A 25,741-nucleotide genomic window follows, 5' to 3' on the forward strand; every position below is an offset into this window, starting at 1 on the left:
GGCGGCGACCGCGCCTTGGCTTCTTTCGCAATCCATCGATAGCGGGTAGCGCTTGAGGGTCAGCTTTGCCGCGCTTCCGCAAAGTCGACTTCACTCACCAGTCGCCTGGCGACTTCATGCGAAATCTCGTGAGTGCGAGCCAGCCTGTAGAGCGCGTCCCGCTCCGCCCGGTAGCCGATCAAGCGGAGTTCGCGCTCGATCTTGTCGAACGTCTTCAGCATTGCGGCCTCGTCGCCGGTCTTGCTGCCCCGATCGATCCTGCCTCGATAGTCCGCCATCAGCGTCGCCGAGGCCCCAGCGTATGCCTCCGCTTTCCCGGTAGTGACGCTGAAACGCTCCAGAGCTCCAGCGATAGCAGCAATCGCTGCGTCGGCGGCTACGGTTCGTGCGTGATCCTCCGTGCGCTGCTGGGAGGGTTCAGGCGGCAGGCGCAGGTTCTTGAGAAGTTTCGGCAGACCGACGCTCGCCGCGACCAGGGACACGATGATGACGCCGGCGGCGAGCAAGATCGCCAGATCTCGAGACGGAAACGGAGCCCCGCTGGCGGTCGCCAGCGGGAGCGTCATCACGCCCGCAAGCGTGACCGCACCGCGGACGCCAGCCAAGGACGCGACCAACACCAATCGTGGATTTGGATGCCGGTGTCGACGCAGATCCTCTGCTCGACTGTAGAAGAACAGCTGCATCGATATGTAGACCCATACGATGCGGAGCGACACCAAAGCCGCGTAGACCGTCAAGACGATCGCGCTCAGCTCGATCGCGCCTAGAAAACCATCGCCCCCTACGATCGAAGACGCTCCTTTCATGATCTTCGGAAGCTGCTCTCCAAGGAGAACGAAGACCATGCCGTTGGCGGCAAACTGAATCGCGTCCCACACGGCGGATCTGCGCAGGCGTGTCAGCGCAAGAACGACGCCGGTCTGCTCGACGTAGCTCATGGTCACCCCTGCAGCGACAGCTGCGAGAATGCCGGAGCAGCCAAGTCGTTCCGCGACGAGGTACGCGCCAAACGGGATGAGCAAACTGATCAGGATTTCAGAACCTGCCTCTTCGCCCAGCCGAAGGACCGCAGCCATTTGACTCTTGTCACCACCAGCGTGACGACGACGCCAATGCCCAAGCCGCCTGACGCCAGCCACACGAAGTCACCGATCGCGTCGCCAAGCGAGAAGCCGCCGGTAAGGACCGCCGCTACCGCAAACCGCATGCAGACGAGGCCAGACGCGTCGTTGAGGAGGGCCTCCCCCTCGAGAATGTGCATGAGCCGTTCCGGGATCTTCGCTCGTGCGGAGATCGCGGCGACGGCCACGGGATCCGTCGGCGAAATGACGGCCGCCAAAGCAAACGCCACGCCCAGCGGCATCGCGGGCGCGAGCCAGTTCAGGAGATAGCCGACCCCGAACACGGTCAGAGCCACCAGTCCGAGGGCGAGACCCAGGATGACCGATCGGTAGCGTACAACGTCGTCTTTCGAGATCCGCCACCCATCGAGAAAAAGTAACGGCGGCAGAAAGAGCAGAAAGAACAGCTCTGGATCGATGGACAACCCCATCCCCAGAAAGCCGTCGATCGCGACGCCGATCCCAACTTGAACCAGCGGTAGCGGGAATAACCCAGCGCGGATCCGCGCGACGAAACCACTGACGACAACTGCGCCGAGCAAAAGGAGCACAGCTGTGACGGTTTCCATCACCTGACCTCGTCGCGACAGCCGCGGGCGTTTCAACCAGCGCTGCGGTTGGCTCAATGGAAAATGCGGGCGACCGTGGTTCCGATCGCCCGCCAACGCGAGACGTTCCGATGGGGCAGCGCCTTGTCAGCGGCGCGTGGTTTCGTAGAGAAACCACACCCGACGCTCCGCCTCGTCGATCCAGTTTTCGATCAGGCTCGCGGTGGCGACATCTTGATTGGCGCCGCATAGTTCGTGGGCCGCCATGAAGCTCGTGACCAGCTTCAGATTGTCTTCCCGAAGCTCGCTCAGCATGTCCTCAGGCGTGACGTAGTCGGCGTCGTTGTCCAAGACACGAGTGATGCGTGCGGCCTGTCCGATCGAGCGAAGCGTCGAGCCGCCGATCTTTCGAACTCGTTCCGCGATTGCGTCGGAAGCAGCGAAGATCTCTGTCGCCTGCTCATCGAGAAGCAGGTGGTAGTCGCGAAAATTTGGACCGGATACGTGCCAGTGGAAGCTCTTAGTTTTGACGTAGAGCGCGAAGATATCCGCGAGCAAGGTGGTCAGTGCGGCGGAAATGTCTCGCTGCGCCTCGGCCCCAAGTCTCGTGGGTGTGTCGAGCGCCGCGCGGCGCCGTGAGATTGCGATGCTATTGGACATGACAGGTCTCTTCCTCCGAAGCCGAGTTCAGGGAAGTTTGTTGGCGGCGATGCGGCTCCGCCATCCAACTGAGAGATCTCTGAGCTAGCCCGTAGGTTGGGCTGATCTATACGCGCGGATGAGAGACCATCTGCGCTGTCTTGGCATGGCCAATCCTGTTTACTGATCGGAGTCTCGCTTGGGCCGAGGGCTACGTGCCAACCTTCGTATAGGCAGAACAGAACCAAGGTATCTCTCTCGCCTACGACTGTGGGGTTCTTTTTGCCGACGCCGAGGCTCAGATTTGGCGGACTGGTCGCGGCCGTCCTGACGGCTCAGCGCCCCAATCAGACGGTCGGGCGAAGGGGTCGATCGTCGAGCCACTGGAGGCCCCGAAGATGTCTCGTCGAATTTCGCTCCCGGTCATTCCCGCAGCCTTCTTTGGGATGGTGCTCGGACTCGCCGGTCTCAGCACTTCATGGCGCGTCGCACACACTGTCTGGGGGCTGCCCGCAATCGTCGGCGAGATTTTGGCAGCAATCGCGATCGTGGTCTGGGCTGTCGTAGCTATCCTTTACGCCGCAAAGTGGCTGGCGGCCCGCAGTGACGCGGTGACGGAAGCCTTCCACCCGGTGCAGTGTTGCTTCATCGGACTGGCGGGTGTCGCAACGATGCTCGTGGCTGGACTGCTTAAGCCCTATGCCTTTGGCTTGGCGGCGACCACGTTCATTCTTGGGGCAACCTGGACTGTGGCTTTCGCGGTCTGGCGCACCGGTGAGCTCTGGAAGGGCGGGCGCGAAAAGGCGGCGTCGACGCCCGTGCTATACCTCCCGACCGTCGCAGGCGGCTTTGTGGCGGCGACGATTGCGTCAGCCTTTGGTCATCTCGACTGGGGCCAGCTTGCGCTCGGCGCGGCCACCTTCTCATGGCTGGCGATCGAGTCTGTGATTGTCCATCGGTTCTTCACGGCGGCTGAAATGCCCGTGCCGCTGAGGCCGACAATGGGCGTTCAGCTAGCGCCCGGCCCCGTGGGCGCGGTGGCGTTCATCTCAGCCTATCCTGGTGACCCGACGTTCTTTGCTCACGCCCTCATCGGGTATGGACTTCTGCAGGCGCTCGTTCTCATTCGGTTGATGTCGTGGATCCGCGAGGGCGGGTTCTCCGCCTCGTTCTGGGCGTTCACCTTCGGCGCGACCGCACTCTCGACCGCGCCTCTTCTGCTGCTTGCCCGCGGCGAGAGCGGCATGATCAGCTGGATCGCGCCCGTGACCTTCGCCGCGGCGAACGTCCTTGTAGTCGCAGTCGCGATTGGCACGATCCGCCTTGCGATCCAGGGGAAACTGGTGGCCAAGAGCGTGTCGCTGGGTAAGCCTCCGCTGACCTCCATCCCGACCTAATCATCGACGACCCGCACCAAGCCGACAGGTCACAGAGCCAGAAGCTTTGGTTTGGCCTGAAGGCTGTCCAGCAGCGCCGAAACGTTTCTTCGAGAGTCCGCGACGATGAGCATGATCGACGCCCGGAGGCATCAATTCTTTCCTGTTCTGACTTCGTCGCAGTTGGCGGTGGTCAAAAGGTTCGCCAGTTCCGGCGAACAGAGATTCGCTGCGGGTGAGCCGGTTTTCAACATAGGCTCCGCGGCTCCGGTGTGGGTCATATTGGAGGGATCGATTGATCTGATCCGCCGCGACGGCCTCGGCCGCGAAGAACCGATCACCACTCAGTCGGCCGGGCAGTTCACCGGTGAGGTCAGTCAGCTTGCAGGCCGTCCGGCGTTGGCGCTGGGCAAGGCTGGCAAGGACGGTTGCCTGGCATTTGCGCTCGATCCGGCGCATTTGCGCGCGTTGCTGATCGGTTCGGCTGAGATCGGCGAAATCGTCATGAGGGCGCTCATCCTTCGGCGCGTGGGCCTGATCGAAGGCGGCGTCGCCGGATCAGTTCTGCTTGGCAAACCTGGAGAAGCGAACCTTGTTCGGCTCCAAGGCTTTCTCGGCCGCAACGGTTATCCGCAAACACTTATCAACGCCGGCGATCCATCCGAGGGGCGCGCGATCGTCGAACGCTTGGGCATTGCTCCAGAGGATCTCCCGGTGCTGGTGTGCCCAACCGGAACCGTGCTGAAGTGTCCGTCAAACGCCGAAGCCGCCCTGTGCCTTGGCATGACGCCGACGCTCGACCCCGATCGCATCTACGACGTGGCAGTCGTTGGGGCCGGGCCCGCAGGTCTGGCGACGGCGGTCTACGCAGCATCGGAGGGGCTGTCTGTACTGGTCCTTGACGCCCGCGCGATCGGGGGCCAAGCCGGTGCCTCCTCCCGGATCGAGAACTACCTCGGATTCCCGACTGGCATCTCTGGGCAAGCACTCGCCGGACGCGCCTACAATCAGGCTCAGAAATTCGGCGCCGAACTCGCCATTCCCACCGAGGTGACGGCTCTCAAATGCAACTACCCTTCCTTTGGCTATCATAGTCTCGACCTGTCTACCGGCGATCCTGTGCAGGCGCGGACTGTGGTGGTGGCCTCGGGCGCTCGGTACCGCCGGCCGCAGATCAAGAACCTTGAGTTTTTGAGGGCTCAGGCGTGTCCTATTGGGCTTCCCCGGTCGAGGCGAAGCTGTGCGAAGGCGAAGAGGTCATTCTGGTCGGAGGCGGCAATTCCGCCGGCCAGGCTGCGGTCTTCCTAGCGTCACGCGTGAAAACGCCTGCATCTCGTCGTGCGTGGGAATGGCCTCGCCGCCTCGATGTCTCGCTATCTCATTGACCGCATCTCGGCTCTGGAGAACGTCGAACTGCACACCCGCACCGAGGTCACCGAAATCACCGGTGCTGCAGACGGCGGGTTGACCTGCGCGGTTCTCAAGAACCGAGAAAGCGGGGCTGTCTGGACGCAGACCCTTCGGCACCTTTTCCTGTTTGTCGGCGCGGATCCGAATACGGGGTGGCTCACAGATTGCGTCGAACTTGACGCAAAGGGTTTCGTGACGACAGGCGAAACCCGGGGAGACCGGTGGCCGAACAGCCTCCCTTGAGACGTCTCGCTCCGGCGTCTTCGCGATTGGCGACGTTCGCGCCGGATCCACCAAGCGGGTTGCCGCGGCGGTCGGTGAGGGCGCCGCGGTGGTCGCGCAGATCCACGCCCATCTCTCGGCTCATCCGGCGGATGCCGTGCTCCCCTACGTTCGGCGCGCCTGATCGACCATCCCTGCCCGCAACGTCGCGGCGACCTTGACGGACTTCGAGGTCAAAACGACCGTTCTCTCCGGATCCGCAAGGCGTCGGAGCCAGCGCATGACATTGAGGGGCGTGTGAAGCCGATCCTCGCCAATGCGAGGTTGTGCTGGGCGCGCCGTGCAGTTTCGGGGCCTGCCGCGATCCCTCACATCGCCTGATGCGTCGTCATCATGCCGCCGCCAGTCGTCTCCGCCGAAACGCTGCCCTGCCGTTCTCGGAGGAGGCGAAAGGCGGAGCCCAATTGGGGAGGGATCCCGCGCCTCCAGGATTGGCCCATTAACGTGCTTGAGCGCCCGGGACGCGTCTCAGGACACATGACGCCGCACGCAAGCGCTGACGGCGTCCGCAGTTCTACGCGTCGATCGCCAGACGCCGCGCCAGTCGGCGCCGCGCTCTGGCGATCGTGCCGCGTCGGTCAGTTCCGCTGTCTCACGAGAACCGGATGTCGCTGATGTCGATCGAAACCATGAGCATCTCGGGGATGGGATGGCGATCAGGGCTTCGCGTGTGGGCTCGACGCTTTGTCGGCACCGAAAACCCGTCCGCCTTCACGTAATCGGAGACCAGCTGAGCTGCCCCGAAAACCGCCGGCGACGTTCACGTTGTAGTCGTGACGACGGAGCATCAGATCTTCGCCGAAAAAGAAGTCATGGACGTAATTGTGAGTGTCGATCGAGCTGGGGAACTCAGCGCGAAGCACACGCCAGGTCTCCGCTCCCTCCTGCCAGGGTTCGACTTCTGTGATCCTTACGCCTTCCTCGGCGAGAAGAAATGGCACGGTGAAATAAGTCCAGAACGCTTCTCCGCTGAAATAGGTCAGATGCAGCGGATCCCACGGCGAATGCATCTGGTGGCCCGCGAAGGCTTCCCGGGGGGAGCTCCTTTCGGCGACGACGTCGCCTGACGTCGTTTCGATCGCTACGCGCTCAGGCGTGAAAACGAACATTTGGTTGGAGGCGCCAATGTTCGAGAGCGTGACCCGAGGTTTATGAAGCCAGACTGTCAAACGTCCTGGACAGAGTGTCCTGGGGCATTCCCTTGAAGCGGAAAAAGCCTCCGCCGTTGACGACGGTCGCTTCGACCTTGTCATGGGCGCTCCAGAGATCGAAGCCACCGTGGGCCTGTATAATCTTTTCGAGCAATTCATTCATAGCAAACCTCCTTCGTGCATGTGACACGCCCCCGCAAAGCAGGGGCGCCCACCGTGATGCTTTTGGGTCTTTAGGTGATGGGTTGTATTCGATGACTTGGAGACGAGATCAGTTCGCCGCCGCCTCTTCGATGATCTGCGCGACCTCATGCGGATGGGAGACCCATCAGCGCGTGCGATCCGCCTTCAACTCTCACTGCCTTGTGAGCTTTCGAACGCTCAGCCATGAAGGCCATGGCCGCAGGCGGGATGTTCTTGTCGGCCGAGCCGTAGATCCACCAGTTTGGGATGGTCTTCCAGGCGGCGAGCTTCGTCGGCTCCTCAAGGGCTGCTTTCGCAAACAGGCCGCTGGGTCGTCGCCATCGTCGCCGCAGTCGACGCAGGCACGTCTGCGGCAAACTGAGCGTGAAACTTGGTCTTCAGGACAAAAAGATCGGTCCCACCGTCCGACGTCGAGACAGTGTGGAGCGTGTCACCCAGGGTTGATCCGGGAAACTTGCCGGTCAATCCAAGCGCAGACTCGCCGACATCGGCGCGAAGGCTGAGACGTATACCAACGCCTTCACATTCGACGTTCCTGCCGCCGCGTCCGTGATCACTGGACCGCCGTATGAGTGGCCCACCAGAACCACGGGCCCTGGAACCGACTTGACCAGTGCTCCCACGGACGCCGCGTCGCCCGCGACGCTGCGCAGCGGGTTGGCCGCCGCAATGACGGGATAGCCGTGTCCTTCGAGTTCCGCGATGACGCCGCTCCAGCTGCCGCTTTCGGCGAACGCGCCATGGACAAGAACAATGGTCGGCTTGTCTTTGGCGTAGCCAACGCCGCTGGTCAGAGCAGCCAATGCTGCGCCAGCCGCAACGATCGATTTGCGCATTGAGATCCCCACTTGGTCCACGAAGCGCACATCGCTTCTTGGCAAAAAGTTAGATCTCGTATGCAGTCCGGTTAAGGCAAATCTTCGCTTAAGCGAACATATACGTGGGTCTAGGTAGTGACATGCGAATTCTAGACTTCCGTTATTTCATCGTTTGAAATTCGTGGAGACGAGTTCCATGACCTCGTCGCCGCGGCCATTGATGATCGCCTTCAGCATGTAAAGGCTGAAGCCCTTGGCTTGCTCAATCTCGATCTTGGGCGGCATCGACAGTTCGGTGCGCGCGGTGTGGACGTCGACCAGGGCTGGGCCGTCATGGGCGAAGGCGCCCTTCAGCGCGTCCTCCAGCTGCTCGGAGCTCGTGACACGAAACCCCTTGATCCCCGCGCTTTGCGCGAGCGCGGCGAAGTCGGGATTTTCGAGCGCGACATTGGTGTCGAGATAGCCGGCCGCCTTCATCTCCATCTCGACGAAGCCGAGCGTGCCGTTGTTGAACACCACGATCTTGATCGGCAGTTTCAGCTGCTTGGCGGTCAGCAGGTCGCCCATCAGCATGGCGAAGCCGCCGTCGCCCGACATCGAGACCACCTGCCGGTCCGGAAAGGCGCCCTGAGCGCCGAGCGCCTGCGGCATGGCGTTCGCCATCGAGCCGTGGCGGAACGAGCCGATGATGCGGCGCTTGCCGTTCATGGTGAGGTAGCGCGCCGCCCAGACCGACGGGGTGCCGACGTCGACGGTGAAGACCGCGTCCTCCGCCGCGAGCGCGTCGATCGTCTTGGCCACGAACTGCGGGTGCAGCGGCTTGCCTTTGGCGGCCGACGTCGCGAGATCGTCGAGCCCCTTGCGGGCCTCGGCGTAGTGTTTGCGCGCGGTGTCGACGAAGCCGCGGCCGCGCCCGGCTTTGATCTTGGGCAGCAACTCGCCGATCGTCGCCTTCACGTCGCCGACGATCCCGAGCGCGAGCTGCGCCCGCCGCCCGAGCGCGCCGGGATTGCGGTCGACCTGAACGATCTTCGCCTTGGGCGGATAGAAGTTGCGGTACGGAAAGTCGGTGCCGAGCATCAGCAGCGTGTCGCACGACATCATGGCGTGATAGCCGGACGAGAAGCCGATCAGCCCGGTCATACCGACGTCGAACGGGTTGTCGTACTCGACGAACTCCTTGCCGCGGAACGCGTGGACGATCGGGCTCCCAAGCGCGTCGGCGAGCGCCACGACCTCGTCATGGGCGCCGGCGCAGCCTGCGCCGCAGAGCAGGGTCACGGCGGACGAGCCGTCCAGAAGCTCGGCAAGCGCATCGACGTCCGCCAGGTTTGGTAACAGGCGCGGCTCGGAAAGCTTCGACCAGTCGGAGCGCGCCGCCCCTGGCGCTGGCTTCAGCGCGATGTCGCCCGGGATGACCAGCACCGCGACGCCCTTCTGGCCGATCGCGGTCCGCATCGCGCGATGCAGGATCTCCGGCATCTGCCGGGGGTCCTGCACCATTTCGCAGAAATGGCTGCACTCGCGGAACAGCTCGGTCGGCCGCGTCTCCTGAAAGTATTCCAGTCCGATCTCGCTCGAGGGGATGTGGGCCGCGATCGCCAGCACCGGCACGTGGTTGCGGTGGCAGTCATAGAGCCCGTTGATGAGATGCAAGTTGCCGGGTCCGCAGCTTCCCGCGCAGACCGCGAGCTCGCCGGTGAGCGCTGCCTCGGCGCCGGCCGCGAAGGCCGCGACCTCCTCGTGCCGGACATGCATCCAGTCGATCGACTTCAGCCGCCGAAGGCTGTCGTTCATGGCGTTCAGGCTGTCGCCGGTGACGCCCCAGATGCGTTTGACGCCGGCGTTCGCCAATGTCTTGACCAGAAGGTCGGCGATCGTCTGGGCCATTCCGCATCTCCGTGAATCGTGGCTGAGGCTGGCGCGTAACTGCGTCACGCCTCTCGAAAGGAAATGCACCGGCGGCCGCCAGGGGCGCCGCCAGCGCCGCTGTTCGTCAGTGCGCCTGACCCGGCTTGGCGGCCGAAGGTCGCCTGGCGAACAACACGGAAATTGCGGCGAGCGCCAGCAGCGCGCCGACGACCGCGAAGGCGTCACCGAAGCCGAGGATGAGCGCCTGCTTCCGGACGATTTGGCCGATCGTCACAATCGCCTTTCCGGTCGCCGCCGCATGATCGCTATCCCCGTGGGACATGAAATATGCGCTCAGTTGATCGATGCGCTGCCGGACTTCCTCCCGCCCGATGTTCACCGACTGTCCGATGACGTTGGAGTGATACTGCTCGCGCTTGGTGATGACGGTCGCGAGCGCTGCAGTGCCTACTGCGCCGCCGAGATTGCGCAGCATGTTTGAAAGCCCTGACGCCGCGCCCGCATCCTTCGGCGCTATGCCGCCGGTTGTGATCGCGCTGATCGGAGTGATGACCAGGGCTTGCCCGACAGCGCGTATGATGTTCGGGATCAGGAACTCGTCGCCCGAATTGTCTGCTGAAAGCTGGACGTTCATGAAGCAGCTAAGCGCGAACAGCGCAAGGCCGACAAACGCGATCGCCCGCACGTCGAAATGCTTCATCATCAGCGGAATGAACGGGATGATCAGGAGTTGCGGCAGGCCAGTCCACGCCAGGACGAGCCCGATCTGCTCCGCATTGTAGCGCTGGACCTGCCCCAAATATTGCGGAAGCAGGTACACCGATCCAAAAAGCGCGAATCCGAGCAGCGTGTTCGAGACGACGCCGACCGCGAAGTTGCGCTGCCTGAGTAGCCTGAGATTGACGAGCGGCTTGCTCACCGTGAACTCGATCACGATGAAAGCTGAGAGAAAGACCGCCGCAACGACGGCGAGCCGGAAGATAAACGGCGATGCAAACCAGTCGTCCTTGTTGCCCTCCTCCAAGACGGTCTGGAGCGCCGACAAGCCGATCGCCATTGTGACGATGCCGAGCCAGTCGCCTTCCCTAAGCAGTTCCAAGCGCATCGGCGACCGGTCGAGGGTGGCGAACAGCGCGACGATCATCACCAGGCTGGGGGCCGCGTTCACATAGAAGATCGATTGCCAGCCATAGTTCTCGGTCATGTAGCCGCCGATCGTCGGCCCGATCGCGCGCGAAGGTTACGGCAAGTGCGAACATCGCAAGCCCGATCGGCTGCTGGCCCTTCGGCAGTCTGGTCAGGATCATCGTGAAGGCCATCGGGATAAGCACGCCGCCCGCAAAGCCCTGAAGGCCCCTCAGTGCGATCATGGTCCCGAGGTCGTGCGCAAAAGCGCAGGCGATCGAGAACAGCGGAAACAGGATTGCATTCGTCAGCATGTAGCGGCGGAACGAGAAGACCCTGCTCAGATAGTCGGTCAGCGGGATGACGACGATCTCGCCGATTAGATAAGAGGTCGAGATCCAGGCGCCGTTGTCGATGCCGGTGCCGATGCCGCCCTCGATGTCGAGCAGCGACGCGTTGGTGATCTGGATTGAGGATCGCCATGAACGCGCCGATCATCGCGGCCGAGACCGCGATCCATTCCCGGACGCTGGCGGTCTCGCGAACGGGCGGCGCGTCGAAGGTGGCGGAGGCTGCGGACATCGCCGGAGCGCTCAATTCGGCGCCGTGGCGCGCGCGGACGGTCGCGCCGACACGTCGATGCTGGGTTCGACCGACATGCCTGGCCGGAGCTCGCCCGACGCCCGCGCGTCGTCGTCGAGCGCGATGCGGACCGGAATGCGCTGGACGACCTTCGTGAAGTTGCCAGTCGCATTGTCGGGCGGGAGCAGCGCGAAAGTCTGGCCGCTCGAGGGCGACAGGCTGTCGACGCGCCCCCGGAACACGCGACCGGGGAACATGTCGACCTCGATCTCGACCATCTGTCCCGCGACCACTTCAGTAAGCTGCGTTTCCTTGTAATTCGCGACGACGTACACGGCATGCAGGGGCACGATCGACATCAACTGAGTGCCTGGCTGTACGAATTGCCCGACCCGTAGCGTGCGATTGCCGACCACCCCGTCGGCCGGCGCGACGATGTTCGTGTAACCAAGATTGAGCACGGCCTGACGCTCGACGGCCTCGTCGCGGCCGAGCTTCGCCTGAGCCTGCGCTAGATCGGCCTTGAGCTCATCGATCTGCTTGATTGCGGAAGCCAAGCTCGCAGTGTCCGCGCGAGGCTCGCCTGAGCGCCCGAGATGCGAGCCGCCGCACTCTGCGCATTTTGCAGTGAGCCGTAGCCGGTCTTGGCGAGATCCGCGTAGCGCTGGTTTTCCTGTCGCGCAAAGATCAGGTTGGACTCGTCGACGGCGACCGTCGCTTTGGCCGCGTCGACCACGGACCGCTGCGTTTCGATCGCCGCCCTCTTGCCAGTAATGACCGCCTTCGAAGTCGCGACATCGAAGCGAGCCTGGTCGAGCGCAGCGAGATAATCGCGATCGTCGATCTTCGCGAGCGCTTGGCCGACTTTGACCGGCTCATTGTCCCCAACGAAGACCTCGACGAGGTGACCGGCAACGCGTGGTGCGATGGCGACGTTGTCCGCCTGAACATAGGCGTCGTCGGTCGAAATGCGGAAGCGGCCGACCGTCCAGTAACGCCAGCCGAACCATGACGCGCCGGCGACGATTGCGACCGCCAGCGTGCCGATGAGGAGCTTGCGCAGCCCTCCTCGGTTCGCCTGTCCGCCCTGTTCACGCTCAGTTGCTTCAGGCTTGTTAGCGCTTGAGATCACCAAGTCGCCGACAGCCTCGCGGCGACCGATCTCGCGCTCTACGTCCAACTGACTTGGGTGCTGCGTCATGCTGCGCCTCACGCATTCCACGCTTAGGTGCGGTGATCAGAAACCCGTCAGGACGCGCCCTTCGCGGCGAGGCGATCGATCACCTCGTCAGCGCTCCATAAGGCGTTGGCGAACCATCTGAAGTTCACGAGCGCGGCGAGATAGGCGTCCCCCTCGGGAAGCTTGCTCCCCGCCGTGGCGTCCCGCACGACAGCGACCTCAAATCCTTTCTCCACGAAGTCGCGGAGATGCGACTCCACACAGAAGTTCGCGGCCATCCCGGCGAGGATGACCTGATCGATCTTCTTCTTCCGAAGCTGGAAAACGACGTCGTTGGTCTGCGGGCCGGCGATCTTGTGCGGCGAGCAGACGATCGTTTTGCCGTCTTCGATGTAGGGCTTGTATTCCGGCATCCAGTCGGCGCCGGAGCCGTCGAACCCTTCAAGCGAGAGGGGGTCTCGACGATCGAACATCCGAAGCTTGTGCATCAGCGTTTCGCCCGTCGCGGCGAAGTCCCACCGATGATCGAACGGGTAGTAGTAGTGCGGGGAGATCACGACCTCGATCCCGGCGCGCTTTGCGGCTTCAAAAACCCGGCCGAGATTCTCGACGGTATTGAGTTCGGTGATGCTTTCTCCGAACGCTCCCCAAGCGGCGCCCTTAGGGCTCAAGAAGTCGATCTGCGGATCGGTTACGACCAGCGCTGTTCGTGGCAGTTCGAGGGTGACGTCGACTTTCGGCAGCGCCGGATCGACCGGATCAAGGTATTTGGCTGGCGTAGAAGCAGCAGGCATCTGAGCGCTCCGTTGAATGCCGGAGCAGTCTTGCGCTCTCTAACAAAATCTAAAATCGCACTTCGGTAATCAAGCAACATACTGTCGTATAGGTGACGGCATATGCATGCATTCAACGCCGTGATCTGGACTAATTTGCTTTCGGAAGAACGAAGTGGAATTTGGCGCCTTCGCCTTTCTCTGAGCTCGCCCAGAGCCGACCACCGTGAGAGGTCACAATCGAACGGCAAATCGCGAGGCCCATGCCCATTCCGTTGGCCTTGGTCGTAAAGAAGGGCCGGAAAAGGTCCTCCAGATCTCCGGAAATGCCCGGCCCGCTGTCGGCGATCACCACCTGAACTCCATCCGCCAACCGGGACGCGGTCAGGGTCGTGACCCGCCGTCCCCTGGTTTCCGACATCGCTTGAGCAGCATTGAGAAGGAGGTTCACCACGACCTGCTGAAGCTCCACTGCGTCGCCGGAAACGGCGGGCAGGTCTCGCGCGATCGCCAACCGAAGCACCACGTTGTGCTGCGAAAGGTCCCGTTCGACCAATCGAGCCGCGTCGTTCAAGACCTCGCGGAGATCCAACGGGGCATGTTCGATCGGCGTCTTGGTGAGGAAGGTTCGGATCCGATGAACTATCGCGCTGGCCCGCTTGCCCTCGGAGACAGCGTGGGTCACCGATGCGATGGCCTCAGGAAGGTCGGGCTCGTCACGATTGAGCCATCGAAGGGCTGCGTTTCCGCTGGTCACGATGGCTGTCAGCGGCTGGTTCACCTCATGCGTGATCGACGCCGTCAGTTCTCCAAGCGTCGCCACTCGAGCGGCATGAGCAAGCTCAGCTTGCGCCGCCAGCATTGCCTCTTGTGCGTGCTTCCGCTCCGAGATGTCGATCATGAATGCGAGCACCGCATCCTCGTCCGAACCGTTCGGAAAGGTTAGACTGAACAGCACCGGAATGGTGCTGCCGTCCGAGCGCAAGATTTCGGTCTCACCCTCGAACGAAGGCGCTCCAGAAGCGAACGCCAGTAATGCGCCCTCAAATGTCCGGTCGGTCGGCGCCAACAGCCGATCGATCGAGCCCAGGCTCGAGGTGTCCGGCGCCTTCCCGAGCATCTGATGCGCCTCGGGGTTCGCAGCTACGATCTGGGGAAACCGCTTGGCTTCAGCGATCATCTCCGGATGCTCGCCGATATGCCGAGCAAGCTCGGCCGTCGTCCTGAAGTCGAACCCGTCGAGCATGCGTCGCAGAGGCGACCAATCCTCTTCGAGCACCCCAATGCGGCTCGTGGCGAACATTCGGCGATAGCGCTGCTCGCTCTTTCGAAGAGCGTCGTTGGCTTTCAGCAGCGATTGGGTCGCCATGACGTTTCGGTAGGCGAGAACGCTCGCAATGCCGATCGCGGCCAGGCTTACGCCAGCCCGCATCAAGGAAGAGCTGGTCGGCGCCGGGCCGTGCGACCAGAGATATGCGACGACCGTCAGCATCACGACGCAGGCGCTTGCTATGAAAAGGTCGTCTGTCAGTCCGGACCGGGCCGCGATTAGCACGACGAGGACGTAGAGAACGGCGACAGCCCCCTCGAGAGGCGTGAATGTGTCGACCACAAAGATCGCGCTGCCGAGTACGAGCGCCATCGCTCGCATCACGACCGGGTTCTCGCGGAATGGGTAGTCATTCCCGCGCTGCGTAGAGGTGGCTTGAACTTGCACGACCGTGGGGCGCTCCGGCGCGGAAATCCCGCAAACCTATTGATGGACGTGCTTGATCAACCGCTCTTCGCAGCTAACCATCGGAAGCAGCATAAAATCCCGCCTTAGATGACGCCTCAAGCATACGCACGTATGAGCGCATTAGGCCGAGCGCCATTCGAACCGAGAATTTACGACGGCCTCCTCTGCTAGCTCAAAGAGGACACGGATCCAGTTCACGAGTTCGAGCAACACATACGTCGGGATAGTTGCGCGCCGTCGGCTGGGACATGACGGTAGCGCCACGGAGGCGCAGCGCCGGACGGCGTATGTGCTTGGCGGCTGTCAGGCGCCTTCCGGCCTCCGTAGACCGAGACGGAACTCAAAGGATCCTGGCGATGCCCCCCAAAAAGACGCCGTCAGCACCTGCAGAGCCCACGGTTATCGTTGTCGATGACGACGAGTCGATCCGTATTGCGATGAGCAGTCTGTTTCGATCGGTAGGCTTGCGGACTGAACTCTTCGAACGGCCCAGCGATCTGATCGAAGCAAAGCTGCCGGACGCGCCGACCTGTCTGGTCCTCGACGTTCGGCTTCCCGGTGTCAGCGGCCTCGACTTTCAAAGCCAGCTCGCCAGCGCTGGTTTCCAGGCTCCGGTGATCTTCATCACTGGATATGGCGACATCCCAATGAGCGTCCGGGCGATGAAGGCTGGGGCCATCGACTTCCTGACCAAACCATTCCGTGATCAGGACATGCTTGACGCAGTCTCGACCGCGATCGAGCGAGACCGCGTGCGCCGCGAGACTGTCCGCGCCCAGGAGGATCTGCGCGCGCGCCATGACACGCTGACCGCTCGCGAGCGAGAGGTGATGACCTTCGTGACACGTGGCTTGATGAACAAGCAGGTGGCCGGGGAACTCGGGCTCAGCGAGATCACCGTCAAAATCCACCGCGGCCATGTCATGCAGAAGATGGCGGCGCGGTCTCTTGCCGACCTCGTTCGTATGGCGGAAGCCCTGGGCGGAGCCGGCGCTGCAACCTATTGATCTGCAGGCCGACGGATCTGCGTCGTCCAAGCGTCGTGCAGATTAGATCCATACCAACGTATGGGGCCTCGCTACGCACGTATTCTTACGCGCACGCCAACTAAGTTCGATCCTCCCCCAGGTCACCAAGGGGGATGACATGTTCGACACGACGGATGTTCAGGCTGCCTTGATCTGGAACGATCGGATGTCGATCCTCGTCGCCAGCAATCCAGGCGCGCCTCGCAAGCACACGACTTGTCGAACTGATCAGCCCGAAAGCCAGCCGGATGCTCTTTCCGGCACCTCAACCCGCAGATCATCGACCCGTCTTCGGGTCGTGACGCGTGCGGCTGCTTGATCGAAGGAACGAGCGCAATGATCACGCTTTCCATCAATGGCGAGAGCCACACCGTCGACGTTGAACCGGAAACCCCGCTTCTCTGGGCGCTTCGCGACACGCTCGGCATGACCGGCACGAAGTATGGCTGCGGCATCGCACAGTGCGGCGCCTGCACCGTGCTCGTGGACGATCAGGCGATGCGTTCCTGTCAGTTTCCCGTCAGTCGTGTCGGCAAGTCGAAGATCACGACGATCGAGGCGATCGAGCAGGACGAGGTCGGGCGCAAGGTGGTTGAGGCCTGGGTGGCGCAGCAGGTGCCGCAATGCGGCTACTGCCAGTCCGGTCAGGTCATGGCTGCGACGGCGCTCCTCAAGGAAACTCCGAAGCCGACCGAGGAGGACATCCTCTACGGGATGTCGAACCTCTGCCGCTGTGGAACCTACAACATGGTCGCCGCGGCCGTGCGGCAGGCGGCGGCGTGAGGACGGCGACATGAACGCGATCGCTCCCCTCGACCTTTCCGCCGTGACGCCGCTCCTGCCGCAATCCGGCGTCGCGAACATGTCCCGGCGCGGCTTCCTCGGCTCCGCCGGGGCGTTGCTGCTCGGAGTCGCTCTCCCCCTCGGCCGAGCGAAAGCAGAAGAAGGCGCGGCCGCGATCCCGCCGAAGCCGGGAACTCGAGTTCCGGCCTTTCTGGAGATCCGGCCAGACGGTTCGGTGAAGCTGCTCAGCCCCTTCGTCGAGGGCGGACAGGGCATCAACACCGGCATCGCGCAAATCGTCGGGGAGGAGCTCGATGTGAACCCGGCGCGCTTCGAGGTCGAATGTGCGCCGCCCGGACCGGACTATGCGCTCGTGAACGGAATCCGCATGACCGGCGGCAGCTTCTCGACCCGATCGAGCTATGCGCCGATGCGCCGGCTTGGGGCGACGGCTCGAGAGATGATGATCCGCGCCGCCGCAGAACGGCTCGGCGTTCAGTCCTCTGAACTCGAGACCGATGACGGCAAGGTCGTCCACAAGGCCTCCGGCCGCACCGTGGGCTATGGCGAACTCGCCGCCAAGGCGCTTCTGCTCACGCCGAAGGACGACGTCGTCCTGCGTGATCCGGCGACGTTCCGCTACATCAAGCGGCCGATAGCCCGCCTCGACGTTCGCGCCAAGTCGACGGGCAAGGCGATTTACGCCATCGACCAGAAGGTCGACGGCATGCTTTACGCCGCGGTTCAGCACGCCGTTCATTTCGGATCGAACCCGACAGCTCTCGACAATGAGGCTGCGGTGAAGGCGATGCCGGGCGTGCATTCGATACACCTTCTTCCCGGCGCAGTGGCGGTCACGGCAAACAGCTGGTGGCGCGCCCGCAAAGCCGTCGAGGCGCTTAAGGCCCAGTGGACATCGCCCAAGCCGACGGGGATCGACACGATCGCCGCGGATTTCTCATCTCAGGGCATGCTCGACGCTTTGAAGGGATCGAAGTCGGAGGCGCTGCCGGCTGAAAGCGAGGGAGACGCCGCGGCTGCGTTCGCTCGCGCCGCAAAGGTCATCGAGGCTGAATATGACGCGCCGTACTTGGCGCATGCGCAGCTGGAGCCGCCTTCCGCGATCGCGCGCTTCAACGGCGACGGCAAGCTGGAAATCTGGCTGCCGAACCAGATGCCGGAACTGTTTCAAGCGACGGCCGCGAAGACTGCCGGCATCCAGCCTGACCAGGTGATCGTCCATTCGCCGATGCTCGGCGGCTTTTTTGGGCGGCATTTCATGTACGGCCCATCTAATCCCTTCCAGCAGGCGATCCTGCTTGCGAAGGCGACGGGAAGGCCGGTCAAGGTGCTGTGGTCGCGTGAGGAGGAGTTCCTCAACGACGCCCTGCGGCCGCTCAGCCATACCCGTTTCCGGGCCGCGCTCGGCGCGGATGGCTATCCGACCGCGATCGAGGCGCGGACAGTCGGAGAGGGTCCGATCGGACGCTGGTTCGGCGCGCTGTTCAACACGCCGGTGGACAGCTCCGCGGTGGAGGGCGTCGTCGAGAAGCCCTATGCGATCCCGAACCGGAAGATGGAGTTCGTAAAGCTGGCTCACCCGGTCAACATCGCCTTCTGGCGGTCGGTCGGCCACTCGATGAACGACTTCTTCTACGAGGGCTTTCTGGACGAGATCGCCCTGGCGGGCGGCAAGGATCCTTTCGAGCTCCGGCTTGCACTGCTCAAGGACAAGCCACGCCAGAAAAAGCTTCTTCAGGCGGTCGCAGATCTATCAGGCGGATGGAAACGTGGCCCGTATGAAGCCGAAGGCGGAAAGCGCGCCAGAGGCGTGTCCATGGCGTCGCCCTTCGGATCGGAGACCGCGACGATCGCCGAGGTGTCGCTCGAGGACGGTTCCACGCGGGTGCACAACATCTGGGTGGTCATCGATCCCGGCTCGATCGTGAACCCGGCGATCGTGAAGGCTCAGGTCGAGTCGGCCGCGGCGCTAGGCCTCTCGACCGCCCTGTTCGAGCAGGTCGTCTACGAGAATGGCGTTCGCGAGGCGAAGAACTACGACGCCTATCAAATCCTTCGCCGGGAGAACATGCCGGCCGTCCATGTCGGGATCATCGAAAGCGGCGAACCGATGGGAGGCATCGGAGAGCCGGGCTTGCCCGGCGTTCCGCCGGCGGTCGTCAACGCTGTCGCGGCGTTGACCGGTCAGCGGATCCGTAGCTTGCCGATTTCGAAGACCAAGCTCTCCGGCGTTTGAAGGCTCGCTTGCCGCAAACCTCGTTCACTGCGCGTCGCCAAGAACCGGCGACGCGCATTGCTGACTGCTTCTTGTTACTCGACCGCTGCCGCTCGCTGCATTGGCTTCCATCCGATTGGCTTCAGAAATGGCGATCGCCCAATCCTCTTCCGAGCTCAGTCCGGCCTGGAGGGTGCCGCTCTACTGGATGTCCAGCGGGGCGTTCGCGATCGGGACGGAAGGGTTCATGATTGCGGCGATCTTGCCCCAGATCGCTGGCGACGTAGGCGTCACGGTAGGCTCGGCTGGACTGTTGGTCTCGGCCTTCACGCTGACTTACGCGGTGACGTCTCCGCTCCTGACAACGCTGACCTGGCGTCTAGATCGTCGGCGTTTGCTGACGGCCTGCATGCTCGTGTTCGCTGCGGGGAACGTCATGGCGGCCATGGCGGGGAGCTTCTTAGAACTGCTTGTGGCTCGACTGGTGATGGCCATGGCGGCGGGCCTGTTCGTACCGAACGCCAACGCCCTGGCGGGAGCGCTCGCGCCCTCTGAAAAACGAGGCCAGGCCCTTGCGATCGTCACAGGTGGGCTCAGCGCCGCCGTGGCTCTGGGGGTGCCGGCGGGCGCTTTCATTGGGGCGCACCTCGGCTGGCGCGTCACGTTCGTCGCCGTCTCAATCCTGGCTGTCATCGCTGCAACGGGTCTTGCGATCGGTCTGCCCAAGGACGCTGGAGGCACACCGAAAGCCATGACGTTGCGGGAGCGTGCGAAGCCGCTCCGCGACGCATCCGTCACCTTTGGATTGTTCGCCACCTTCCTGTGGGCTGCAGGCACCTACTCGGCCTACACTTACGTGTCTCCGCTCCTGTTGAAGACTGCAGGCCTTGGGCATGATCAGGTCAGCCCCGTTTTGTTTCTATGGGGGGTCTCGGCCTGTATCGGCCTGGCGATCGGCGGCCGAGCGGCGGACCGCTTCGGTGGTGGCTGGGTAGTGGCGATGTCCCTGCCCACCCTCATGCTTGCTCTGTTGTTTTTCTCCGCCATCGCAGAATGGGCCGCCGGACCTCATCTAGTGGTCGCGCTGTCGCTGGTCGCAGTCTGGGGTTTCAGCGCCTGGGCGTTCTTCCCTGCTCAACAGTCTCACCTCATCGGGGCCGGAGGCGTCGGCAACGCGCCGATCACTCTCTCGCTGAACGCCAGCTTCCAGTATGCGGGCTTTGCGCTGGGCGCTTTTCTTGGCGGCGTGACTGTCGACAAGATCAGCGTAACCGCTCTGGGCCTGACCGGAGCGCTCTGCGTGCTGCTGGCGATCCTGTTCGATCAGGTCGGCAAGCGAGCGGCCATTCGCGCCACGTAAATCGATCGCATCAAACGGCCAAACATCCGTATAACTCTATCCATATCGAAGTAGAATTAATGTTGAAGGCAGATTTTTTTACCTTCTCCGCATCGGAGCCAGCGGTTCCTTCGCCAAGAGGAGAAGTATTATGAAGCTCGCAATCTACGCCGCCGGCATCGCTATCGCCGCCGCCACCGCATTCCAGGCTGAAGCCGCGACGACCAGACTGAAGGAAATCACCGTCAAGTCGACCGATCGTGTCAGCCAGGACACCATCACCGGATACTCAGCGTCGGTGGCCTACGCCCGCGGTCTGCCGCTGACCGTCGCGCCGCGCCCGATCTACGATCGAAAGACGCTCGACAAGGCCAACGACGGTCCGGTCACCCGATACACGATTACCGGCTACGCGGCGTCGGCTGCGGTCGCCGAAGGTGTTCCTCTCAATCCCGTCGGCGAGCGCGCCAATGGGGCGCTCAAGGGCCGCGCCATCGCCCCCATGAGCCAGACCCGAGAGATCCTCATGAAGGGCGACCGCGCCGGTCAGCCGAGGGATCGTCAGCAGTCGTGGGAATCGAACCGCAACGAAGGCTGATCGATGAGCCAGGTGTCGGGGCGTCTCTTCCAAAGCGCCCCGACCTAGGCCAAGACCGCCCTGACGTCTTCAGCGCCATTCGCGTGGATCGCGTCGGGGTCCGTCTTCGGCAGTCTGACCTCGAAGGTCGCCCCGCAGTCTTCATTGTTGCGGGCCGCGAGCGAGCCATCGTGGCCTTCGACGATGCTCTTGCAGATCGCCAGGCCGATACCCATTCCCTCGCGCTTGGTCGTGAAGAAGGGATCGAAGAGCTTCGCCAAATTAGCGGCGTCGATACCGGCGCCAAAATCCCTGACGGTCAGACTGACGAGATCGTCGCCAGAGGGGCCGACGGTCACGACAAGCCGTCTTTGGGCGCTCGCGACATCCATCATGGCGTGAAGACCGTTCGACATCAGGTTGACGATGACCTGCTGTAGCTCGACGCGATCGGCGGTCACCAAAGAAGGGCCGGTGCTCTGGACGTCGACCGTTGCAGAGATCGAACTTAGCTCCCGCAGAAGGCCGCTCGCCTCTACAGCCAGACTGCGAAGGTCGACTGCCTCCGGACGCCGTTTGGTTCTCCGAAGTTGCTCTCGTGTGCGCTGAACGATATCGCCCGCCCGCAACCCGTCGCGGACCGCGCGCTCGGCGGCAAGCGTGGCCTCATCGAGATCGGGCGGATCGCGTCTCAGCCAACGCAGGCAGGCTTGGGCGCTCATCACCATCGCGCCGATCGGCTGGTTCACCTCATGGGCGATGGAGGCCGATACTGCGCCGACGGTCGATATCCGACCTGCTCTGGCCAATTCCTCCTGGGCGGCGATGAGCGCCTCTTTGGCTTGCTCCCGCTCGGTGACGTCGATCATCGCACATGCCAGCCGCTCGTAAGCGGTCGCCTCTTCGGGAAGGGCGATGACAAGGAGAGCCGTTCCGTTTCCCTTCGCGCCGGCGCTGAACTCAATCTCGCGCTCGAACCGATCCTCGCCGCGCCACATCGTTTCGAGCAGTTGAGTGATGATGTCGTCTTTGCCAGGCAGGATCCTGTCCAAGGGACCGAGTATATCGTCCCTCGACTTGTGACCAAGCATGCGAACGGTCGCTTCATTGGCGTCTACGACGAAGCTCCTGGATACGCACTCGGAGCAGAATGCTTGGGCGTCCCGGGCGTGTTCGGCAAGGTCGACGACGCCCCTCGCTCTTAGGCTGACGAGCTTCTCGTGAGCGTAAGAGAAGTCGATCTCGAGCAGCGAGACATGCGTCTGCTCGAAGATTGACCGGTATCGCTTTTCGCTGCGCGCCAAGTCGCCCAGTGCTCGCTTTCGCGCGCTGGCGTCGAAGGCGATGAGGCTCACGCCTCCAGTCAGAGCCAGATAGAAGCCGACCGCAGCCAAGCCGCTCTGTTCGGCCAAAGCTTGGGAGATCGTGGGCGAGAACGCGCCGCCGAGGATGCCGCCAAGATTGAAGGCGACCGAAGTGCCGGTGTAGCGCACGCGCGCCGGGAACAGGCTAGGCAGCCACGCGCCGAGGTCCGTTCACGAAGCCCATGACGAGCAGCGAGAACGCGAGGAAGATGAAGATGATCCACAAGGATCCGGCGCCCAGCATGGGCGCTAGGAGGATCCCTGAAAGGATCGTGCCCGCGCATCCGAAGATGAGCACTCGTTCCGGGTAGAGCCGATCCGAAAGCCAGCTGGCTGCGACGATGCCCGCCGCCATGAACAGGATCGCCCCCAGTTCCACGACAAGAAATGACGATCTCGAGTAGCCAAGCGTGGTCGTGCCGTAGCCCAGCGCGAATGCGGTCGCGGTGTAGTAGAGCGAGAAGCACGCGACTACGCCGAAGGTGCCCGCGATCACCTGGCCGGTGTGCGTTCGCATGAGCTCGAGAAGCGGCACACGGGGCGGCTGGGCTTCCATGAGGGCTTTGGCGAACTCTGCGGTTTCAAGCAGGTTGAGGCGGACCCAAAGTCCCATCCAGACCAAAGGAGCGCTGAGCAGGAACGGCACCCGCCAGCCCCAATCGCGGAACTGATCCGACGTCAAAGTCAGCGTGAGGATCAGGAAGAGCCCGTTCGCGAGAATGAAACCGATCGGGGCGCCCAAGGGTGCGAACATCGCAAACCGGGCTCTCCAGCCAGGCGGGGCGTTTTCAAGTGCGAGAAGCGTCGCGCCAGTCCACTCACCACCGAGCGCCAAGCCTTGGCCGAACCGCAGAAGGCACAGCAGAAAGGGCGCTACCCAGCCAGCGACCGCATAAGTCGGCAGGAAGCAATCGCGGCCGTAGACGCGCCCATTAAAAGCAGGGACGCCACAAGGGTCGTCTTACGCCCCACGCGGTCTCCGAAATGCCCGAAGACGGCACCGCCGAGCGGCCTTGCGATGAACGCTATGCCGAAACTTGCGTAGGCGCCGAGCAGCTCGTAACCGGGAAGGGCTGTCGGGAAAAAGAGTGGGCCAAAGATCAGGCTAGCCGCGGTCGCATAGATGTAAAAGTCGTAGAATTCGACCGCGGTCCCGATGAGGCTCGCCAGGAGGATGCGTTCGGTCGTTTGGCCTGACGATCTGATGTTTGCTAGCTTCATTGCCCGCCCAGTCCGCTGGCGCATGAGAACGCCGGGTCTCTCCTGCTTTTGCAGCGGGCATCGCGGGCGCCAACCTATACGGTGGCGTATGTCGGTAGGTAGGCTGACAGCTACGAGCCAGGTTGCGACGCGGCGACGCCGCCTGAGCCCTTCCTCCGACTGCGCAAAGCCGGCAGAGGCGTTTTCACGGCCCCTGCGGCTGCGCCGCGATATCAGAGTAGGGGTGCCATGCTGGCCGGTGCGATCTTCTGCGCGGAACGTAGTCAGATATAGAATTGAAGGGCTGCCGCTCAGCCCCTTTGGCCGCTCCCATCGTCAGCACGTCGCCGACCATCCGCGCGAAGCGAACGGTCACCGGGAGCCCGTCGTTAAAATTGCAGGAGTTATAGTTGATCTTGGTGAGGCCCATGATGTCGCCGAGCACCGTGCGAATGTCTGGCATGGCCGACTTGCTCCGCAAGGTCTTAATCAGCAGCGGATTGGGAGTTTCCGGGCCGATATAGGTGTCCAGCTGAGGGACGTAACCCGTGGTCCAGAGATACGCGCTTCGGTCGTCGATCAGCAGGGCCGTCCCTCGCAGAACCGGATAGTCGCCGTCGCGGAACAGCTTCGTCTCGCCGCTGGTGGTTCGGATGCGGACGCCGACCACGTTCGTTCCCTTCGGAGCCACGTCGACGAACGCGCGCCACTCCTCGTCGTTGAAATAGGTCTGCCCATGGAGGAAGAGCTCGTCCGGCGGCCTGCCATGGTCTTCTTGATAGGTTTCTAGGACCATCTTGAGCAGCTCTTTGGCTGCCGCCGGCTTGAGGTGAAAATCGTTGTCCCCGGTCTTCCATGGGCCGTTCGCTCCGCGGAAGACGACTCCGTCGCCCTCGTTGAGAAACATCTGGGCTGCGCAGCAGGAATGGCCTTCGGGATCGGAGGGCAGCGCCTTGTAGACCATGCCGATGTAGCAGACGCCTGGTCTGACCTGCGCAAGTTTCCACGGCGGCCGCGGCTGGGTCTTGTAATAGAGGCCGGTCGCCAGGTTCCAGGCGATCGTCGCCTCATCCTGGGTCTTCCGGGACGGATAGCCCGCCTTGTTGAGAAACGCCTCAGGCGCGATCGTCGTTTCTCGAACCAGCTGCGTTGGACCGATGTCGAGGAACTGGGCCTTGATGTGCCGATGGAAGTCCGGCGCGTTCTCGAAAATGCTCTCCGCCGATTGATCCAGCACCGGGGCAAGGAGAGGCAGATCCTCCTTGGTCCGGCGCTTTTTGACGAAACTGCCGACCTGCATCGGAAGACCGGTACGACGAGACTCGGGACGGCAGCGCTCGTAGACGATTTCCGGGATGACGATGACCCAGAGGTCGACTGCTCTCTCGTCGTTCTTCAGATGTTTCTGACGCGATTGACGTAGAGCGATGCGACTTCGCTGACGGCCTCGTTGTGGGTTGAGCAGTCTGGATTTGCGATCGATGTCCGCCAGTGAGAGCGTGAGCACGCTGGCGCGTTCCGGATCAAAGGTGACGCCGAACGTCGGTTCGATGCCGGGGAAATTCGCCAGGTGAAGGCGGTCCGCCTTCTGTCCCTTGCCGGGAGGCGGCACCGCGATCATCGCGCCCATCCTGGCGCTCCACGCCCTGAAGTGCTTGACGCCGTCCGGCGTGCCGACGACGCCGATCCGCACTTCCTGGATTTTCTTCGCCTTGTCGTGAGGCCCATAGAGGAACAGGCCGTCCTTGGGATGGGCCGTCGTCTGGCCGCTGGCGAATTCGAGGACGGGCTCATGGAAATGTTCGACGAGGAGAGTCCGTTCCGGAAACTTCATGGGTCGATCTCTTCAGGCTCGGGCCGGCCGAGCGTGGAGGCGTCCTGCTCCTCCTCATCGTCCTCGAGCGCGTCCGGCGACAGCGTGCTCACGGGAGAGGTGAAGAGCATCGGAGTGGCTTCGAGCACGATCGCCGCCGTGTCGGACACCGAAAGCCTGACAAAGGCGGACTCGCCGGACAGGATTTCAAGAAACGCCAGTAGCCTGCCGTGCCATTGCTTGTTGCGCCAACCCTTGCAGATTGAACGCCGCAGGCGATGCTGCTTGCGCACATCTGCGATTACGGTCTCGCCGGACTTGTCGTCCGGGGTTGCGAACAGGACCCGCGATTTGAGGCGGATGTGGAAGAATGGCTCGAAGACCGGAATTGCCGTGACGCCGAACGACCAGACATGGCCCTTGGCAACATTGCGCAGCATCGACCAGCGCCGTTCTCCCTGCCGGCTCCATGGGATCCGCTGACGGATCGCGGCCTGATCGCGTGAGACGTGAAATCCGAGCGCATTCGAATACTGGCGTTCGATCAGGCCGAGCCTTGAGCAATAGGCCTCCCAAGCG

At 62.8% G+C, this 25,741-nt stretch carries 19 protein-coding genes and 4 pseudogenes; 8 read left to right on the top strand and 15 right to left on the bottom strand.

Features of this window, described 5'->3' with window-relative positions:
• Window positions 1-59: 59 nt before the first annotated feature.
• The 3 genes from K6K41_RS29405 to K6K41_RS10630 form a co-directional block, all read right to left on the bottom strand.
• Window positions 60-1,079, bottom strand: a complete 1,020-nt coding sequence (locus tag K6K41_RS29405) for a cation:proton antiporter domain-containing protein (RefSeq protein WP_315855172.1) — start codon at window positions 1,077-1,079, stop codon at window positions 60-62.
• Window positions 1,031-1,693: a cation:proton antiporter domain-containing protein gene (locus K6K41_RS29410; protein WP_315855173.1), complete on the bottom strand. Its 663-nt coding sequence runs from the start codon at window positions 1,691-1,693 to the stop codon at window positions 1,031-1,033. Before K6K41_RS29410 ends, K6K41_RS29405 begins: the two co-directional genes overlap by 49 nt.
• Before the next feature lie 126 nt (window positions 1,694-1,819).
• Window positions 1,820-2,332: a Dps family protein gene (locus K6K41_RS10630; RefSeq protein WP_261405011.1), complete on the bottom strand. Its 513-nt coding sequence runs from the start codon at window positions 2,330-2,332 to the stop codon at window positions 1,820-1,822.
• Window positions 2,333-2,757: 425 nt separating this feature from the next.
• Between K6K41_RS10630 and tehA the strand changes: the two genes are divergently transcribed.
• Together tehA and K6K41_RS10640 are read left to right on the top strand one after the other, a co-directional pair.
• Entirely contained in the window at window positions 2,758-3,708 is a 951-nt protein-coding gene (gene tehA, locus K6K41_RS10635) for a dicarboxylate transporter/tellurite-resistance protein TehA (RefSeq protein ID WP_261405012.1), read from the top strand.
• Between the two features lie 105 nt (window positions 3,709-3,813).
• Window positions 3,814-5,503 (top strand): annotated as a pseudogene (locus K6K41_RS10640) (FAD-dependent oxidoreductase).
• 532 nt (window positions 5,504-6,035) lie between these two features.
• Here the strand turns inward: K6K41_RS10640 and K6K41_RS10650 are convergent.
• The 8 genes and pseudogenes from K6K41_RS10650 to K6K41_RS10685 all read right to left on the bottom strand — a co-directional run bounded on the left by K6K41_RS10650 (window position 6,036) and on the right by K6K41_RS10685 (window position 14,726).
• Window positions 6,036-6,488 carry a hypothetical protein gene (locus K6K41_RS10650; protein ID WP_261405014.1) on the bottom strand — a complete coding sequence of 151 codons (453 nt, stop codon included), beginning with the start codon at window positions 6,486-6,488 and terminating at the stop codon, window positions 6,036-6,038.
• A gap of 40 nt (window positions 6,489-6,528) precedes the next feature.
• Window positions 6,529-6,693, bottom strand: coding sequence for a hypothetical protein (locus K6K41_RS10655; protein ID WP_261405015.1), 165 nt, complete (start codon window positions 6,691-6,693; stop codon window positions 6,529-6,531).
• A 108-nt stretch (window positions 6,694-6,801) separates the two neighbouring features.
• A pseudogene (locus tag K6K41_RS10660) lies at window positions 6,802-7,570 on the bottom strand (alpha/beta fold hydrolase).
• A 147-nt stretch (window positions 7,571-7,717) separates the two neighbouring features.
• Window positions 7,718-9,442, bottom strand: coding sequence for a ubiquinone-dependent pyruvate dehydrogenase (poxB, locus tag K6K41_RS10665; protein WP_261405016.1), 1,725 nt, complete (start codon window positions 9,440-9,442; stop codon window positions 7,718-7,720).
• A 106-nt stretch (window positions 9,443-9,548) separates the two neighbouring features.
• Window positions 9,549-11,131, bottom strand: a pseudogene (locus K6K41_RS10670) (DHA2 family efflux MFS transporter permease subunit).
• Between the two features lie 11 nt (window positions 11,132-11,142).
• Window positions 11,143-12,332 (bottom strand): annotated as a pseudogene (locus tag K6K41_RS10675) (HlyD family secretion protein).
• A 47-nt stretch (window positions 12,333-12,379) separates the two neighbouring features.
• Window positions 12,380-13,105: a cysteine hydrolase family protein gene (locus tag K6K41_RS10680; protein WP_261405017.1), complete on the bottom strand. Its 726-nt coding sequence runs from the start codon at window positions 13,103-13,105 to the stop codon at window positions 12,380-12,382.
• Between the two features lie 130 nt (window positions 13,106-13,235).
• Window positions 13,236-14,726 carry a PAS domain-containing sensor histidine kinase gene (locus K6K41_RS10685; RefSeq protein WP_261405018.1) on the bottom strand — a complete coding sequence of 497 codons (1,491 nt, stop codon included), beginning with the start codon at window positions 14,724-14,726 and terminating at the stop codon, window positions 13,236-13,238.
• Between the two features lie 452 nt (window positions 14,727-15,178).
• Here K6K41_RS10685 and K6K41_RS10690 point away from each other — a divergent pair, with 452 nt between their 5' ends.
• The 6 genes from K6K41_RS10690 (at window position 15,179) to K6K41_RS10715 (ending at window position 20,806) form a co-directional block, all read left to right on the top strand.
• Window positions 15,179-15,829: a response regulator transcription factor gene (locus K6K41_RS10690; RefSeq protein WP_261405019.1), complete on the top strand. Its 651-nt coding sequence runs from the start codon at window positions 15,179-15,181 to the stop codon at window positions 15,827-15,829.
• A gap of 139 nt (window positions 15,830-15,968) precedes the next feature.
• Complete coding sequence (locus K6K41_RS10695; RefSeq protein WP_261405020.1) at window positions 15,969-16,169, top strand: hypothetical protein; 201 nt, start codon at window positions 15,969-15,971, stop codon at window positions 16,167-16,169.
• Window positions 16,170-16,186: 17 nt separating this feature from the next.
• A complete protein-coding gene (locus K6K41_RS10700) occupies window positions 16,187-16,633 on the top strand; it encodes a (2Fe-2S)-binding protein (RefSeq protein ID WP_261405021.1) in 447 nt (148 codons plus the stop codon).
• 10 nt (window positions 16,634-16,643) lie between these two features.
• A complete protein-coding gene (locus K6K41_RS10705; protein WP_261405022.1) occupies window positions 16,644-18,890 on the top strand; it encodes a xanthine dehydrogenase family protein molybdopterin-binding subunit in 2,247 nt (748 codons plus the stop codon).
• A gap of 127 nt (window positions 18,891-19,017) precedes the next feature.
• A complete protein-coding gene (locus tag K6K41_RS10710; RefSeq protein ID WP_261405023.1) occupies window positions 19,018-20,229 on the top strand; it encodes an MFS transporter in 1,212 nt (403 codons plus the stop codon).
• 130 nt (window positions 20,230-20,359) lie between these two features.
• Window positions 20,360-20,806, top strand: coding sequence for a hypothetical protein (locus K6K41_RS10715; protein WP_261405024.1), 447 nt, complete (start codon window positions 20,360-20,362; stop codon window positions 20,804-20,806).
• Between the two features lie 44 nt (window positions 20,807-20,850).
• Here K6K41_RS10715 and K6K41_RS10720 read toward each other — a convergent pair whose 3' ends face one another.
• The 4 genes from K6K41_RS10720 to K6K41_RS10735 all read right to left on the bottom strand — a co-directional run bounded on the left by K6K41_RS10720 (window position 20,851) and on the right by K6K41_RS10735 (window position 25,602).
• Window positions 20,851-22,278, bottom strand: a complete 1,428-nt coding sequence (locus tag K6K41_RS10720; RefSeq protein ID WP_261405025.1) for a sensor histidine kinase — start codon at window positions 22,276-22,278, stop codon at window positions 20,851-20,853.
• A gap of 16 nt (window positions 22,279-22,294) precedes the next feature.
• The gene (locus K6K41_RS10725; protein WP_261405026.1) at window positions 22,295-22,984 is read right to left on the bottom strand and encodes an MFS transporter; all 690 of its coding nucleotides are present in this window, start codon (window positions 22,982-22,984) and stop codon (window positions 22,295-22,297) included.
• A 570-nt stretch (window positions 22,985-23,554) separates the two neighbouring features.
• Entirely contained in the window at window positions 23,555-25,183 is a 1,629-nt protein-coding gene (locus K6K41_RS10730) for an argonaute/piwi family protein (protein WP_261405027.1), read from the bottom strand.
• Window positions 25,180-25,602, bottom strand: a complete 423-nt coding sequence (locus tag K6K41_RS10735) for a hypothetical protein (RefSeq protein ID WP_261405028.1) — start codon at window positions 25,600-25,602, stop codon at window positions 25,180-25,182. The genes K6K41_RS10730 and K6K41_RS10735 overlap by 4 nt, the downstream gene beginning before the upstream one ends.
• Window positions 25,603-25,741: the final 139 nt, after the last annotated feature.

Origin of the sequence: Chenggangzhangella methanolivorans (genome assembly GCF_019797865.1) — a bacterium.
In the GTDB taxonomy this organism is placed as follows: domain Bacteria; phylum Pseudomonadota; class Alphaproteobacteria; order Rhizobiales; family Methylopilaceae; genus Methylopila; species Methylopila methanolivorans.

Bases quoted from the DNA above. Each gene is read 5' to 3' on its own strand.
- K6K41_RS29405 (WP_315855172.1), bottom strand. From the start codon at position 1,079: ATGGCTGCGGTCCTTCGGCTGGGCGAAGAGGCAGGTTCTGAAATCCTG.
- K6K41_RS29410 (WP_315855173.1), bottom strand. From the start codon at position 1,693: ATGGAAACCGTCACAGCTGTGCTCCTTTTGCTCGGCGCAGTTGTCGTC.
- K6K41_RS10630 (WP_261405011.1), bottom strand. From the start codon at position 2,332: ATGTCCAATAGCATCGCAATCTCACGGCGCCGCGCGGCGCTCGACACA.
- tehA (WP_261405012.1), top strand. From the start codon at position 2,758: ATGGTGCTCGGACTCGCCGGTCTCAGCACTTCATGGCGCGTCGCACAC.
- K6K41_RS10650 (WP_261405014.1), bottom strand. From the start codon at position 6,488: ATGTTCGTTTTCACGCCTGAGCGCGTAGCGATCGAAACGACGTCAGGC.
- K6K41_RS10655 (WP_261405015.1), bottom strand. From the start codon at position 6,693: ATGAATGAATTGCTCGAAAAGATTATACAGGCCCACGGTGGCTTCGAT.
- poxB (WP_261405016.1), bottom strand. From the start codon at position 9,442: ATGGCCCAGACGATCGCCGACCTTCTGGTCAAGACATTGGCGAACGCC.
- K6K41_RS10680 (WP_261405017.1), bottom strand. From the start codon at position 13,105: ATGCCTGCTGCTTCTACGCCAGCCAAATACCTTGATCCGGTCGATCCG.
- K6K41_RS10685 (WP_261405018.1), bottom strand. From the start codon at position 14,726: ATGGCGCTCGTACTCGGCAGCGCGATCTTTGTGGTCGACACATTCACG.
- K6K41_RS10690 (WP_261405019.1), top strand. From the start codon at position 15,179: ATGCCCCCCAAAAAGACGCCGTCAGCACCTGCAGAGCCCACGGTTATC.
- K6K41_RS10695 (WP_261405020.1), top strand. From the start codon at position 15,969: ATGTTCGACACGACGGATGTTCAGGCTGCCTTGATCTGGAACGATCGG.
- K6K41_RS10700 (WP_261405021.1), top strand. From the start codon at position 16,187: ATGATCACGCTTTCCATCAATGGCGAGAGCCACACCGTCGACGTTGAA.
- K6K41_RS10705 (WP_261405022.1), top strand. From the start codon at position 16,644: ATGAACGCGATCGCTCCCCTCGACCTTTCCGCCGTGACGCCGCTCCTG.
- K6K41_RS10710 (WP_261405023.1), top strand. From the start codon at position 19,018: ATGGCGATCGCCCAATCCTCTTCCGAGCTCAGTCCGGCCTGGAGGGTG.
- K6K41_RS10715 (WP_261405024.1), top strand. From the start codon at position 20,360: ATGAAGCTCGCAATCTACGCCGCCGGCATCGCTATCGCCGCCGCCACC.
- K6K41_RS10730 (WP_261405027.1), bottom strand. From the start codon at position 25,183: ATGAAGTTTCCGGAACGGACTCTCCTCGTCGAACATTTCCATGAGCCC.
- K6K41_RS10735 (WP_261405028.1), bottom strand. From the start codon at position 25,602: ATGCTGCGCAATGTTGCCAAGGGCCATGTCTGGTCGTTCGGCGTCACG.